At 59.9% G+C, this 14,477-nt stretch carries 13 protein-coding genes and 1 pseudogene; 9 read left to right on the forward strand and 5 right to left on the reverse strand.

Annotation, left to right across the window (positions count from 1 at the left end; all coding sequences use genetic code 11):
• The first annotated feature begins 127 nt into the window (after window positions 1-127).
• Complete coding sequence (locus GTU76_RS18855; RefSeq protein ID WP_180699312.1) at window positions 128-1,072, forward strand: GlxA family transcriptional regulator; 945 nt, start codon at window positions 128-130, stop codon at window positions 1,070-1,072.
• A gap of 140 nt (window positions 1,073-1,212) precedes the next feature.
• Here the strand turns inward: GTU76_RS18855 and GTU76_RS18860 are convergent, their stop codons facing one another.
• Window positions 1,213-1,629: a DUF3010 family protein gene (locus GTU76_RS18860; RefSeq protein WP_180699313.1), complete on the reverse strand. Its 417-nt coding sequence runs from the start codon at window positions 1,627-1,629 to the stop codon at window positions 1,213-1,215.
• 229 nt (window positions 1,630-1,858) lie between these two features.
• Here GTU76_RS18860 and GTU76_RS18865 point away from each other — a divergent pair, with 229 nt between their 5' ends.
• The gene (locus GTU76_RS18865) at window positions 1,859-2,824 is read left to right on the forward strand and encodes a tyrosinase family protein (RefSeq protein WP_180699314.1); all 966 of its coding nucleotides are present in this window, start codon (window positions 1,859-1,861) and stop codon (window positions 2,822-2,824) included.
• A gap of 63 nt (window positions 2,825-2,887) precedes the next feature.
• Here the strand turns inward: GTU76_RS18865 and GTU76_RS30430 are convergent.
• Both GTU76_RS30430 and GTU76_RS18870 read right to left on the reverse strand, forming a co-directional pair.
• Window positions 2,888-2,974: pseudogene (locus GTU76_RS30430) on the reverse strand (helix-turn-helix domain-containing protein); the annotation flags it as partial.
• A gap of 13 nt (window positions 2,975-2,987) precedes the next feature.
• Complete coding sequence (locus tag GTU76_RS18870; protein ID WP_180699315.1) at window positions 2,988-3,389, reverse strand: lysozyme inhibitor LprI family protein; 402 nt, start codon at window positions 3,387-3,389, stop codon at window positions 2,988-2,990.
• Between the two features lie 234 nt (window positions 3,390-3,623).
• On the opposite strand from GTU76_RS18870, the gene GTU76_RS18875 reads away from it, so the two are divergent.
• The 7 genes from GTU76_RS18875 (at window position 3,624) to GTU76_RS18905 (ending at window position 12,214) form a co-directional block, all read left to right on the forward strand.
• Entirely contained in the window at window positions 3,624-4,601 is a 978-nt protein-coding gene (locus GTU76_RS18875; RefSeq protein ID WP_180699316.1) for a dipeptidase, read from the forward strand.
• Window positions 4,602-4,707: 106 nt separating this feature from the next.
• Window positions 4,708-5,238, forward strand: a complete 531-nt coding sequence (locus GTU76_RS18880) for a DUF5943 domain-containing protein (protein ID WP_005792152.1) — start codon at window positions 4,708-4,710, stop codon at window positions 5,236-5,238.
• A 15-nt stretch (window positions 5,239-5,253) separates the two neighbouring features.
• Window positions 5,254-7,314 carry a dimethylglycine demethylation protein DgcA gene (gene dgcA / locus GTU76_RS18885; RefSeq protein WP_175555506.1) on the forward strand — a complete coding sequence of 687 codons (2,061 nt, stop codon included), beginning with the start codon at window positions 5,254-5,256 and terminating at the stop codon, window positions 7,312-7,314.
• A gap of 164 nt (window positions 7,315-7,478) precedes the next feature.
• A complete protein-coding gene (gene dgcB, locus GTU76_RS18890; protein WP_180699317.1) occupies window positions 7,479-9,428 on the forward strand; it encodes a dimethylglycine demethylation protein DgcB in 1,950 nt (649 codons plus the stop codon).
• Window positions 9,428-10,648, forward strand: a complete 1,221-nt coding sequence (gene etfA, locus GTU76_RS18895) for an electron transfer flavoprotein subunit alpha (RefSeq protein ID WP_180699318.1) — start codon at window positions 9,428-9,430, stop codon at window positions 10,646-10,648. The genes dgcB and etfA overlap by 1 nt, the downstream gene beginning before the upstream one ends.
• 9 nt (window positions 10,649-10,657) lie before the next feature.
• Window positions 10,658-11,428, forward strand: a complete 771-nt coding sequence (gene etfB / locus GTU76_RS18900) for an electron transfer flavoprotein subunit beta (protein WP_180699319.1) — start codon at window positions 10,658-10,660, stop codon at window positions 11,426-11,428.
• A 219-nt stretch (window positions 11,429-11,647) separates the two neighbouring features.
• Entirely contained in the window at window positions 11,648-12,214 is a 567-nt protein-coding gene (locus GTU76_RS18905; protein WP_016983632.1) for a GNAT family N-acetyltransferase, read from the forward strand.
• A gap of 285 nt (window positions 12,215-12,499) precedes the next feature.
• On the opposite strand, the gene GTU76_RS18910 is transcribed toward GTU76_RS18905, so the two are convergent.
• Complete coding sequence (locus tag GTU76_RS18910) at window positions 12,500-12,706, reverse strand: hypothetical protein (protein ID WP_150729887.1); 207 nt, start codon at window positions 12,704-12,706, stop codon at window positions 12,500-12,502.
• A 254-nt stretch (window positions 12,707-12,960) separates the two neighbouring features.
• Entirely contained in the window at window positions 12,961-14,256 is a 1,296-nt protein-coding gene (gbcA, locus tag GTU76_RS18915; RefSeq protein ID WP_016986282.1) for a glycine-betaine demethylase subunit GbcA, read from the reverse strand.
• Window positions 14,257-14,477 lie beyond the last annotated feature (221 nt).

Genomic DNA, 14,477 nt, shown 5'->3' on the forward strand with positions numbered 1-14,477 from the left:
ACGCAGCTATACGCCCATGAAAGCGCACTGCGGCGACTGGCATTTGCACTGTAGCGACCTGCGCTCTTGAATGCCGAAGACAACTGGCGTATCAACATCCCACGCTACCCGCCAACCGAGTGCGCACATGTCCCAGGATTTCTACTTCTTGCTGATGCCGGGGTTCTCCGCCATCGGCTTTATTTCCGCGATCGAACCGCTGCGCGTGGCCAACCGCTTTCGTGGCGAGTTGTATCGTTGGCATGTGTTGAGCGCCGATGGCGGGGCGGTGCTGGCGAGCAACGGCATGTCGGTCAACGCTGATGCGGCGCTGGAGCCGTTGAAGAAAGGCGCGACGCTGTTGGTGGTGGCCGGGTTTGAACCGCTGAAGTTCGCCACGCCCACCCTTGAACACTGGTTGCGGCGGCTGGATAACGAAGGCGTGACCCTCGGCGCCATCGACACCGGCAGCTTTGTCCTCGCTGAAGCGGGCCTGCTCGATGGCCATCGCCTGACCCTGCACTGGGAAGCCATCGACGCCTTCAAGGAATCGTATCCACAGCTCAGCGTGACCCAAGAGCTGTTCGAGATCGACCGCCGACGCATCACCTCGGCCGGCGGCACGGCTTCCATCGATTTAATGCTCGATCTGATCGCCCAGGCTCATGGCCCGCAATTGGCGATTCAGGTCAGCGAGCAATTTGTGCTGGGGCGAATTCGTCCGCGTAAAGATCACCAGCGCATGGAAGTGGCCACGCGTTACGGGATCAGCAACAAGAAACTGGTTCATGTGATCGGCGAGATGGAGCAGCACAGCGAACCGCCGCTGACCACGCTGCAACTGGCGGAATCGATCAAAGTCACGCGACGGCAACTGGAGCGCTTGTTCCGGCTGCACCTGAACGACACACCGAGCAATTTCTACCTGCGCCTGCGCTTGGAAAAGGCTCGGCAGCTACTGCGCCAGACTGACATGAGCGTGCTCGAAGTCAGCATCGCCTGCGGCTTCGAATCGCCGTCGTACTTCACCCGCAGTTACCGCGCAAAATTCGCCCGCTGTCCCCGCGAAGACCGCCGTACCGCCCAGGCCTGATCTTGAGACCAGTAAATAAACCTGTGGGAGCGAGCTTGCTCGCGAATGCGGTAGATCATTCAACAAAACTGTCGACTGACACTCCCTCTTCGCGAGCAAGCTCGCTCCCACATGGATTTACTGTGATTTCGGAAATCGGGTTACTTCTTCACCAACGCCGAACACGCAGCCTTATAAGCCTCATGCTGATACTTGTTCAGCGTCCCCGGCAGTTCGAAATTATGCTTCTTCGCCTGCGCATTGATCGTCTGCGGCGACAACAACGTCACCTCACAACCGTCCAGCAACTGCAAAATCCCTTCAATCTTGAACGTCGTCGGCCCACCGGCAAACTCACCCTTCTTGCTGCGCTTCTTGATCGCAATCCGATCGATCGAGTTCTCGCGCACAAACGACGCCACCTGCGCCGCGAACAGCTTCACGTTCGCCGTCTCGTCATCGTCTTCGAGGGCGATCTTCTTGGTGGCAAGGGGAACGTGGCTCAATGCTGAACCGTCGAGAGCGGCTACGGCGATGATCGCTTCGCTGCCTTTGATTTCGATGCCGCAGATGTTCATGGGCGAGTGACCTTATGAGCGAATTGGATGGTAGTCATGTTGACGCAGTCGGGCGGTCAAGTCACTCGCGTCGGCGCCCCAGCGGTGCAATACCGCTGGTCGGAATTCGTTACTGACCTGTAATTTCTGACAGTAGACGGCCTTCCGGCAGGCGCCTAGCTTGGTTGCCGGGGGATTGGGACGATTATCGTCCTTTCCCATTCGTGACCTCGCTCAAGGGACTGAAGACATGAAACTACGCAAGAACATTCGCTCATTGACCCAAAACGAAAAAACCAACTTCGTCGCCGCCTGCCTCCAGCTCAAACAGTCAGGTCAATATGACGAGTATGTACACCTGCATCACCAAGTCATGAAGCCTACAGTTCTGCCACATGAACCAAACGATCCAAACTACCGCAATGGCGCCCATCGGGGGCCTTCATTCCTGCCATGGCACCGCGCGTTTTTGCTGAAGTTCGAAAATGACCTTCAGGCGATTGACCCCTCCATCACGATTCCGTACTGGAACTGGACCGAAGATGCTGCCGACCCGCTCAACTCTCCGGTGTGGGCTGAGGATTTCATGGGCGGTAATGGTGTTGAAGGCGATGACTGGCGTGTCGCAACCGGTCGGTTTGCCTTTAAGCATGGACAATGGCCGGTTCCCTCCTATCCGGATGACGATTTGCCAGGTCCTGGTTTGAAGCGCCAGTTCGGGCTGGTCGTGAACTCATTGCCGACCCCGGAAGATCTGCAAATGGCCTTGCGCGAAAATCTTTACGACACCCCGCCTTATGATTCAGGCCCGACTGTGCGCGGCTTCCGAAATCGTCTGGAAGGCTGGATCACCCAGCGCGGTGATCCGCAGGTAACCACTGCGGGTTCACAACTGCATAATCGCGTCCACCTCTGGGTGGGCGGCAATATGTTGCCGATGACTTCGCCAGATGATCCGGTGTTCTTCCTGCATCACTGCTTCGTCGACAAAGTGTGGGCAGACTGGCAGTCGCTGATGCTCCAGAGCAACGAACGTTGGGCGCCGCATTACGCGCCGCTGATCAATGGTCCGAAGGGACATAACTACGATGATGTGCTCGAGCCGTTTGCGCAGTCTGCTCGGAATGTGAGCGACATTACTGACTTGGGGTATGAGTACGAGGCGCCACGTCTGATCCTCGATCATGTGAAACCTCGTTCTCCATTTCACGACTGATGCTGGCATCGGGTGGCGGTGTGAATGTCTGGCTTTTGCAGCAGGCAAACACGCCGTTACCGGCTAGAGCTCAAGCTGCTCAGAGGTGATTCCAAAGGCCGCCGCAATCTTTTCGCGAGTTGTTTTTCGTGGCTTGGCGATTGTCTTCCTGCAGTTCTAATGATCACTCTTGCCCAATCGACTCCAAAAACTCCGACCGTTCATCACTCATCCGCGCCACGCAGTCATTCTGCGCAATCGTGAACGCCTTGCTGCCCGCCGTCGCCGGGAACGCTTCCACCGCACAATCCGCATCCCGTGTCTTCAGCCACTGCTGCTGAGCCGTCTTCAGCTTGGCGGTGATGTCCGCCAGTTGCGTCGGGTTCTTGCCGTACGCGGTCTGCATGCGTTCGTTGAGGCTGGCGTAGTTGTCCTTGAGCAGGTCTTCGGCGGTGGTGCGGCTGTAGGTCGAGCATTCCAGGGTCTGGACGTCGTTTTCGACGGCGTCGCAGGGGTTGTTGTCGGATTCCTCAGCGGCGTGTACGCCGGTCGCTATCAGTGCCAAAGCCAGGAAGATCGATTTCATTGTTGTCGCCGCTCTAATCCAGTGGTGTTTCCAAGATGCGCCAGATTCTGGCTCAAGCTGGCGGGCTTGAACAGGTAGCTGATCGGAGCGTCTGGCGACCCTTTGTCGCGGATTGACGCTTTCGGCAATTCCCCTGTCGTTTTTGCACCCGGTCGCCCCGGCACCGAGGCATATGCTGGCCCCAAAGCGCCGGCAGACGATTCGGCGCATGAATCGCCAATAAGGGGACGCCTGATGAGCCCAGCCGAATTACACGCCGACAGCATCGTTATCGACGGTCTGATCATTGCCAAATGGAACCGCGAGCTGTTCGAAGACATGCGCAAGGGCGGTCTGACGGCAGCCAACTGCACGGTGTCGGTGTGGGAAGGCTTTCAGGCGACCGTGAACAATATTGCCGCCAGCCAGAAGCTGATCCGCGAAAACGGCGACCTGGTGATGCCGGTGCGCACCACCGCCGACATCCGCAAAGCCAAGGAGCAGGGCAAGACCGGCATCCTCTTCGGCTTCCAGAATGCCCACGCGTTTGAAGACCAGATCGGCTATGTCGAGGTGTTCAAGCAGCTCGGCGTTGGCATCGTGCAGATGTGCTACAACACCCAGAACCTGGTCGGCACCGGTTGCTACGAGCGTGACGGCGGCCTGTCGGGCTTCGGTCGTGAAATCGTTGCCGAGATGAACCGCGTCGGCGTCATGTGCGACCTGTCCCACGTCGGTTCCAAGACTTCTGAAGAAGTCATCCTCGAATCGAAAAAACCGGTCTGCTATTCCCACTGCCTGCCGTCGGGTCTCAAAGAGCACCCGCGCAACAAGTCCGATGAAGAGCTGAAGTTCATTGCCGACCACGGCGGTTTTGTCGGCGTGACCATGTTCGCGCCGTTCCTCGCCAAGGGCATCGATTCGACCATCGACGACTACGCCGAAGCGATCGAATACGTGATGAACATCGTCGGCGAAGACGCCATCGGCATCGGCACCGACTTCACCCAGGGGCACGGTCAGGACTTCTTCGAATACCTGACCCACGACAAGGGCTACGCCCGCCGCCTGACCAGCTTCGGCAAGATCATCAACCCGCTGGGCATCCGCACCGTCGGCGAGTTCCCGAACCTGACCGAAACCCTGCTCAAACGCGGCCATTCCGAGCGCGTGGTGCGCAAGATCATGGGTGAGAACTGGGTCAACGTCCTGAAAGACGTCTGGGGCGAGTAACGCTTTCTCGAGACCGCCGCCGATCTGCTCCCTCTCCCTCTGGGAGAGGGCTGGGGTGAGGGCCGCGGCCAACACTGAATCTAAAATTTTCTGGAGTTAAGTTTCCATGGCCAAGATCGCCCCGCAATTGCCCATCGAAGTCGACAGCGAGACCGGTGTCTGGACCTCCGACGCCCTGCCAATGCTCTACGTGCCGCGTCACTTCTTCGTCAATAACCACATGGGCATCGAAGAGGTTTTGGGCGCTGACGCCTACGCCGAGATCCTCTACAAGGCCGGCTACAAATCCGCCTGGCACTGGTGTGAAAAAGAAGCTGAATGCCACGGCCTGGAAGGCGTCGCGGTGTTCGAGCACTACATGAAGCGCCTGTCGCAGCGCGGCTGGGGCCTGTTCAAGATCCAGGACATCGACCTCGACAAAGGCACCGCCAGCGTCAAGCTCGAACACTCGGCATTCGTCTACGTCTACGGCAAGGTCGGGCGCAAGGTCGACTACATGTTCACCGGCTGGTTTGCCGGGGCCATGGATCAGATTCTTGAAGCGCGCGGCAGCAAGATTCGCACGGTTGCCGAGCAAGTTTACGGTGGCTCCGAAGAAGGCCACGACGACGGCCTGTTCACCGTCAAGCCGTTGTAAGTCGAGGAACCCGCCATGGCTTTCGAAGCAATGTTCCAGCCGATCCAGATCGGCAAACTGACCATCCGCAACCGCGTGCTCAGCACCGCGCACGCCGAGGTCTACGCGACTGACGGTGGCATGACCACCGACCGCTACGTCAAGTATTACGAAGAGAAAGCCAAGGGCGGCATCGGCCTGGCGATCTGTGGCGGCTCCTCCGTGGTCGCCATCGACAGCCCGCAGGAATGGTGGAGCTCGGTCAACCTGTCGACCGACCGGATCATTCCGCACTTCCAGAACCTGGCCGACGCCATGCACAAGCATGGCGCCAAGATCATGATTCAGATTACCCACATGGGCCGCCGCTCGCGCTGGGACGGCTTCAACTGGCCGACGCTGATGTCGCCGTCGGGCATCCGTGAGCCGGTGCACCGCGCGACCTGCAAAACCATCGAGCCGGAAGAAATCTGGCGGGTGATCGGCAATTACGCCCAGGCTGCGCGCCGGGCCAAGGCCGGTGGTCTCGACGGCGTTGAGCTGTCGGCGGTGCACCAGCACATGATCGACCAGTTCTGGAGCCCGCGCGTCAACAAGCGCACCGACGAATGGGGCGGCACCTTCGAAGGCCGGATGAAGTTCGGTCTGGAAGTGCTGAAAGCCGTGCGCGCCGAGGTCGGTGACGACTTTTGCGTGGGCATGCGTCTGTGCGGTGACGAGTTCCACCCGGACGGTTTGTCCCACGAGGACATGAAGCAGATTGCCAAGTATTACGACGACACCGGCATGCTCGATTTTATCGGCGTCGTCGGCTCGGGTTGTGACACTCACAACACCCTGGCCAACGTGATTCCGAACATGAGTTATCCACCGGAGCCGTTCCTGCATCTGGCCGCCGGGATCAAGGAAGTGGTCAAGGTGCCGGTGCTGCACGCACAGAACATCAAGGACCCGAACCAGGCCACGCGGATTCTTGAAGGCGGTTACGTCGACATGGTCGGCATGACCCGCGCGCACATCGCTGACCCGCACCTGATCGCCAAGATCAAGATGGGCCAGATCGACCAGATCAAGCAGTGCGTCGGCGCCAACTATTGCATCGACCGTCAGTATCAAGGTCTCGACGTGTTGTGCATCCAGAACGCCGCGACGTCCCGTGAGTACATGGGCGTGCCGCATATCATCGAGAAATCCACCGGACCGAAACGCAAAGTCGTTGTGGTCGGTGCCGGCCCGGCCGGGATGGAAGCGGCACGGGTTGCCGCCGAACGTGGCCACGACGTGACCCTGTTCGAGAAGAAAGAATTTATCGGCGGGCAGATCACCACCGCCTCGAAAGCGCCGCAGCGCGACCAGATCGCCGGCATCACCCGCTGGTTCCAGCTGGAACTTGCGCGGCTGAAAGTCGATTTGCGCCTGGGCACGGCAGCTGATGCCGACACCATCATGGACTTGCGTCCGGACGTGGTGGTGCTGGCGGTCGGCGGGCATCCGTACCTGGAACAGAACGAACACTGGGGCGCCGCCGAAGGGCTGGTGGTCAGCAGTTGGGACGTGCTCGACGGCAAGGTCGCGCCGGGCAAGAACGTGCTGGTCTACGACACCATCTGCGAATTCACCGGGATGTCGGTTGCCGACTTCCTCGCCGACAAGGGCAGCCAGGTCGAGATCGTCACCGACGACATCAAACCGGGCGTGGCCATCGGCGGTACATCGTTCCCGACCTACTACCGCAGCATGTACCCGAAAGAAGTGATCATGACCGGCGACATGATGCTCGAGAAGGTTTACCGCGAGGGCGACAAACTGGTCGCGGTGCTGGAGAACGAATACACCGGCGCCAAAGAGGAGCGGGTGGTCGATCAGGTGGTGGTGGAGAACGGCGTGCGTCCGGATGAAGAAATCTACTACGCGCTCAAAGAGGGTTCGCGCAACAAGGGCCAGATCGACGTCGAAGCGTTGTTCGCGATCCAGCCGCAACCTTCGCTGAGCGAGGCGGGCGACGGCTACTTGCTGTTCCGCATCGGCGACTGCGTGGCGCAGCGCAACACCCACGCCGCGATCTATGACGCGCTCAGACTGTGTAAAGACTTCTAAAGGTTTGCACACAACCCTGTGGGAGCGAGCTTGCTCGCGAAAGCGGTGGATCAGTCGACATTGATGTTGAATGTCAGTCCGCCTTCGCGAGCAAGCTCGCTCCCACAGTGACCGAGTAAGGCAACTCGACCTGCAAGACCCTGCGGTCTTTGGGAGCTTCACCTATGTTGAACACCCTTCTTCCAATCCTGTTGTTCGCCGCTCTGGGCCTTGGTGTCCTTGGCGCGTTGCGGCGGGTAGCGATGTGGCGCCGGGGCCGGGCCTCGAAGGTCGATCTGATCGGCGGCCTGTTCGCCATGCCCAAGCGCTACATGGTCGATTTGCACCATGTCGTGGCGCGGGACAAATACATTGCCAACACCCACGTGGCCACGGCCGGCGGTGCGGTGGCGTCGATTGTGCTGGCGCTGCTGGTGCACGGTTTCGGCCTGCACAACCGTATCCTCGGTTACGCCTTGCTGCTGATGACGGCGGTGATGTTCGTCGGCGCGATCTTCGTTTACCTGCGTCGGCGCAATCCGCCGGCGCGGCTGTCGAAGGGCCCGTGGATGCGCCTGCCGAAAAGCCTGTTGGCGTTCTCGGCGTCGTTCTTTCTGCTGACCTTGCCGGTGGCTGGAATCCTGCCGGAGAACTTTGGCGGTTGGGTGCTCGCGGTCATCCTCGGGATTGGCGTGCTGTGGGGCGTGTCGGAGCTGTTTTTCGGCATGACGTGGGGCGGGCCGATGAAACACGCCTTCGCCGGTGCGTTGCATTTGGCTTGGCACCGCCGCGCCGAGCGTTTTGGCGGCGGTCGCTCCACCGGTTTGAAACCGCTCGATTTGAACGATCCGAGCGCGCCACTGGGTGTGGAAAAACCCAAGGATTTCACCTGGAACCAGTTGCTCGGTTTCGACGCCTGCGTGCAGTGCGGCAAATGCGAAGCGGCTTGCCCGGCCTTCGCCGCCGGCCAGCCGCTGAACCCGAAGAAGCTGATTCAGGACATGGTCGTCGGTCTCGCTGGCGGCACCGACGCGAAGTTCGCCGGCAGTCCTTATCCGGGCAAACCGATTGGCGAACACAGTGGCAATCCGCATCAACCGATCGTCAACGGTCTGGTCGACGCCGAAACCCTGTGGTCGTGCACCACCTGCCGCGCCTGCGTCGAGGAATGCCCGATGATGATCGAGCACGTCGACGCCATCGTCGACATGCGCCGTCACCTGACCCTGGAAAGAGGCGCGACGCCGAACAAGGGCGCCGAAGTCCTCGAAAATCTCATCGCTACTGACAACCCCGGTGGTTTCGCTCCGGGCGGGCGGATGAACTGGGCGGCGGACTTGAACCTCAATCTGCTCAGCGAAAAGAAATCCACCGACGTGCTGTTCTGGGTTGGCGACGGTGCGTTCGACATGCGCAACCAGCGCACCCTGCGCGCGTTCGTCAAAGTGCTGAAAGCGGCGAAAATCGACTTTGCCGTACTCGGTCTCGAAGAGCGTGACAGTGGCGACGTGGCCCGCCGTCTCGGTGACGAAGCAACCTTCCAGTTGCTCGCCAAACGCAATATCCAGACCCTGGCCAAATACAGCTTCAACCGCATCGTCACTTGCGATCCGCACAGCTTCCACGTGTTGAAAAACGAATACGGCGCGTTCGACGGCAACTACCTGGTGCAGCACCACAGCACCTACATGGCGGAAATCATCCAGGCCGGCGCGCTCAACCTCGGGCAGCACAAAGGCAACAGCGTGACCTATCACGATCCGTGCTACCTGGGCCGCTACAACGGCGAGTACGAAGCGCCGCGCGAAGTGTTGCGGGCCCTCGGCATTGAAGTCAAAGAGATGCAACGTTCCGGCTTCCGCTCGCGCTGCTGCGGCGGCGGTGGCGGGGCGCCGATCACTGACATTCCGGGTAAGCAGCGGATTCCCGACATGCGCATGGAAGACATCCGCGAGACCGGCGCCGAGCTGGTGGCGGTGGGTTGTCCACAATGCACGGCGATGCTCGAAGGCGTGGTCGAACCGCGGCCGCTGATCAAGGACATCGCCGAACTGGTCGCCGACGCGCTGCTCGAAGACGCCGCGCCAAGCAAGCCTGCCACCCCGGCCAAACGTGAACCTGCGGAGGCCCACTGATGAGCGACATTATCCGCCGCGACCCACGCGCTGAATGGATTGCGCGTAACCGCCTGCACCCGCTGCACGCGGCGATGCAACCGGCGCAACACAGCTGGATGGGCCCCAACGGCATCATCCGCAAGAACCTGCACGGCATCGGTTTTGTCGGGCCCAACGGCATCAAACGGATCGACCGCAGCGGCGCGCAACAGGGCGGGGCGGTCAAACGTTCCGCTGCTGTGGAAGTGCAACTGCCGCTGCATCAAGTGCCAGCCCCGGCGTTCTACATCAGCGTGGTGCCGGACATGGTCGGTGGCCGCTTAAGCAGCCACGACCGTGACTTGCTCGGCCTTGCCCATCAACTCGCTGGCCAGGACGGCGCCGTATTGGCGGTGGTCTTTGGCGAACACAAGGAAAACGCTTTCGCCACCGCCGGCGTGGATCGCTTGCTGGTGCTCGAAGGCGAACAGTTCAGCGGTTATGCACCGGAACAGCGGGTGCAAGGTTTGCGTGCTGTGGATAACCAGTTCAATCCACGTCACTGGCTGCTGCCGGACAGCCGCAGCGGTGGCGGTGAACTCGGCCGGCGCTTTGCCGCGGCACTGGGTGAGCGCCCGGCGACGCGGGTCTGGCAGGTCAAGGATCAGGAGTGCATCGGCCGCGCAGGAGCCGGCTTGCAAGACCTTGCCCGACCGGTCGCGCGGTTGATTCTGGGCGCCGCCGAATGCGCCGAGCCGGTCAGCGAAACCCGACATGAAGCGTTGCCGGTGGAGTTATCCACAAGCGTCGTGCGCAGCCTGTCGCGGATTGAAGATCTCGGCGCTGTGGCGGTGGACCCCGCAGCGATTCCGATGGCCGAAGCCGAGTTCATTTTCTCCGGCGGCAACGGCGTCAAGGACTGGCAGCTCTTTCACGAAACGGCAGCGGCGCTCGGCGCTACCGAAGGCGCTTCCCGCGTTGCAGTGGACGATGGCTTCATGGCCCGTGATCGCCAGGTCGGCGCGTCCGGCACCTGGGTCACCGCGCGGGTCTATGTGGCTGTGGGTATCTCTGGCGCGATTCAGCACCTGCAAGGCATTGGCGCTTGCGACAAAGTGGTGGCGATCAACCTTGATCCGGGTTGCGACATGATCAAGCGTGCCGATTTGTCGGTGATCGGCGAAAGCGCAGAGATTCTGCAGGCGTTGATCGAGGCGGTCGCGGCTTACCGCAACGAAGCCAAACGCGATGCGGCTTAAGGAAACGCTATGAACACGAAAGTAATCAGTCTGGTTTCCATCGGCGCTCACCCGACTTCCGGGCGGCCACGCCGTGCTGATCAGGACGCGCGCGCCGTTGAACTGGGCCTGCAACTGGCTGGGGATAACCTGCAAGTGCTGCATGCCGGCGACATTGCGGAACCGGCGTTGCGCGCCTATCTGGGTATGGGTCTTGAGCAGATGCATGTGCTGGAGCAACCGGCTGGCGCCGATGCGCTGCCGGCGCTGACCGCGTATCTGCGCGATGCCGGTGCCCAGGTGGTGCTGACCGGCAGCCAGGCGGAAACCGGTGAAGGTTCGGGGATGTTGCCGTTTCTGCTCGCCGAAGGTCTGGGCTGGCCGCTGGTGGTCGGGCTGGCGCAGGTCGAGTCGATCAACGACGGTTCGGCGCTGGTGCTGCAAGCCTTGCCGCGTGGGCAACGGCGCCGGTTGAAAGTGAAGCTGCCGTTTCTGGCGACTGTGGATAACGCCGCGCCGAAACCTCGGCAGAGTGCCTATGGCCCGGCGCGGCGCGGGGTGCTGGAGGCTGACGACGTCGAGGTCGTAGACGACGAGCTCTTGGCTGTCGCCACCCTGCAGCCGGCCAAACCAAGGCCCAAACGCCTGAAAGTGATCAAAGCCAAAAGCGGTGCCGACCGGATGAAAGCGGCTACCGCCAAAGCCAGTGGTGGCGGTGGACAAGTGCTCAAAGGCGTTACCCCGCAGGTTGGCGCCGAAGCCATCCTCAAGTTGCTGATTGAGGAAGGCGTGGTCCGCTGACACCCCTCCAATCCTCCTGTGGGAGCGAGCTTGCTCGCGAATGCATCGGATCAGTCAGCAATAATGTTGGCGGATACAGCGCTTTCGCGAGCAAGCTCGCTCCCACATGTATTTGGTCGACAACTGTCATTTATTGACATGAAAAACATTGCGCTTCTGTTTGCAGCTGTCTTCAAGCACGGGTTAGAAAAGCCACTCACCACACAGGGAGTCAAGTGAATGACCGTAAAATTTCGACCTGCCCGGCGCACGGATGCGCGCGATATTGCGCGTTTGTTTCAGATCTCCTCAGAGGGCGCCTCGGATTACATCTGGAGTCAGTTGGCGGAGCCGGGCGAGACATTGCTTGATGTCGGTGAGCGGCGATATGCCCGCGACGATGTGGACTTTTCCTGGCAGAACTGCCTGATCGCTGAGGCCGAAGGCGGCGTGGTCGGCATGATGCACAGCTACGTCATGCGCGAAGATCCAGACCCGGCACCGCCCACCGATCCTGTGCTGGCGCCTTACGCCGATATGGAGGTGGCGGATACCCTGTACATCTCCAGCCTGGCGCTGCACGAAGGCTGGCGCAATCAAGGATTGGGCGTGCAGTTCCTCCAGCATGCCCAGGCGCGCGCCGATCAACTCACGCTCAAAGGGCTGAGCCTGATCGACTACGCCGCCAATACCGGTGCGCGCCGGTTTTATGAGCGACATGGCTTTGGCATCGTCAAAACCTGTCAGGTGGTACCGCATCCGATGATCCGGGTGACGGGTGAGGCCTATCTTATGTACCGGGCATGAATCCGGTTATCCACTGACGAGGGTTTACACACAATCCCTGTTGGTCAGTCTGTGGATAACATGTTCGCCCATCACTGCAAGTCACGTCGGCCGTGGCCTGCAGCCTTCAGATCAAAAAACAACCAGCCTAAGTTACGGTTTTTACGGGATTTTTCGGCGGGATAACTTCCTGAGTTACCCCCGATCTCTGTTGGCGCTTCTGTGGATAAGATGTTTGCTTTCCACTAACAGCCATATAAAACGTGGCTTTCAGAGAGTTGATCAATAACTGATCAATTTGCACTTTTAACCGGATGAATCTTCCGAAACCCCCGATTTTTCGCAGTCTTCAGCGCTTTTCCACAGCAGATGCAAAGTTACCCCCGATCTCTGTTGGCGCTTCTGTGGATAAGGTGTTTGCCATCCGCTGAAGGCCACGATCTGTGTGCCTTTCAGCCTGTTGATCAAAAAACGATCATTGCCTTTCGAAAACCGTGCTTCTGGATAAGTCACGGTTTTTCTTTGCAAATCAGTGAGATATTTTTTGAGTCATCCACAGTTGTCCCCATTTGCTGTGGGTGGGTATGTGGATAACTTGTTTGCGGAAGGCTGGGGGGCTTGGTGGGTATGGGGTGTGGGGTGGTTGGTCAGAATTTGTGCAATCAAGGTTCAGGGATGTGGTGAATGTGAAATAGCTATCGCGAGCAGGCTCACTCCTACAGGGGAACGCATTCCAAATGTAGGCCTTCGCCTGCTCGCGATGCTTTTTATCCTTGGACAGGGACGCCTTTGAGGTAAGGCGCAGGCTCGGCCCCAAGGTTGTTCAGCAGACGCTCGCTGTACCAATCAACGAAGTTGACCACGCCAAACTCATAAGTCTTCGAGTAAGGCCCGGGCTGATACGCCGTCGAGTTGATCCCGCGCTGGTTCTCTTCCGCCAGTCGGCGGTCCTGATCGTTGGTCGCATCCCACACCTGACGCATACGCTCGACGTCGTAATCCACGCCTTCAACCGCATCCTTGTGCACGATCCACTTGGTGGTGACCATGGTTTCCTGCGCGCTGATCGGCCACACGGTGAAGACGATGATGTGGTCGCCCATGCAGTGGTTCCACGAGTGCGGCAGGTGCAGGATGCGCATCGAACCCAGATCCGGGTTCTTGATCCGCCCCATCAGTTTCGCGCAGCCCTGTTTGCCGTCGAGGGTCATCGACACGGTGCCTTTGAGCAGCGGCATGCGCACGATGCGGTTACGCAGGCCGAAACTGGCGTGGGCGTAAGGAATCTTCTCGGCTTCCCAGGCAGCGGCGGACGCAGCAACGTGATCCTTGAACGCTTGATCGGCGCGCGGGTCGGTGACGTCGTCCCATTCCAGCAGGGTTTTCAGCAGTTCCGGGTGCGACGCGTTGCAGTGGTAGCACTCGCGGTTGTTTTCCAGCACCAGTTTCCAGTTGGCCTTTTCGAACAAGGTGGTTTGAATCGCCACCTTGGTGTTCTCCATGTCGTACGGTTCCATGTAATGGTTCAGCGTCGACAGGAAGTCATCGATGGCCGGCGGGTTCTCGGCCAGGCTGATGAAGATGTAACCGCCAGCAGTCTTCACGTTCACCGGTTTGAGGCCGTATTGCTTCATGTCGAAGTCGGCGCCCATCTCGGTGCCGGCGAACAGCAGGCGACCGTCCAGTTCATAGGTCCACTGGTGGTAATGGCAGACCAGTTTGGCGACCTTGCCTTTTTCGCTGGTGCACAGACGCGAGCCACGGTGGCGGCAGACGTTGTGGAACGCGTGCACAACGCCTTCGGCGCCACGGATGACGATGATCGGGTTCTTGCCGATCTGCAGGGTCAGGTAGTTGCCCTTGGCCGGGATCTCGCAGGTCATGCCGGCGATCAACCACTCTTTCTGGAAGATCTCCTGCATGTCGATATCGAACAGCCGCTCATCGCTGTAGAACGGTTGCGGCAGCGAAAAGGTGCGCTCGCGCTCTTGCAGCATTTGTGCAGTGGCCTTGCGTGCGGGTTCCAGCGGATCGCCCAGGCTGATTTTTGCGGTGACGTCCATCGATGTGATCCTCATGGCCATCTGCGTGGCCGGCGAAAAGTGGCTGATCAGGTGTGCTGCTAACGGTTGCTACGCAAGGTGTAAAGAAGCTGTCTTGGTGTTGGGGCGAGTGTGGGCCCGGCGCAGGGCGCAACCTTATCCATGGGCGACATGGTGCAATCTGTTCCCGACGCGCAACCCCCGGTGGTTGGGGGCTGGTCGCGATAAGTATGCCGATGTCG

It is taken from the genome of Pseudomonas crudilactis, assembly GCF_013433315.1.
In the GTDB taxonomy this organism is placed as follows: Bacteria; Pseudomonadota; Gammaproteobacteria; order Pseudomonadales; family Pseudomonadaceae; genus Aquipseudomonas; species Aquipseudomonas crudilactis.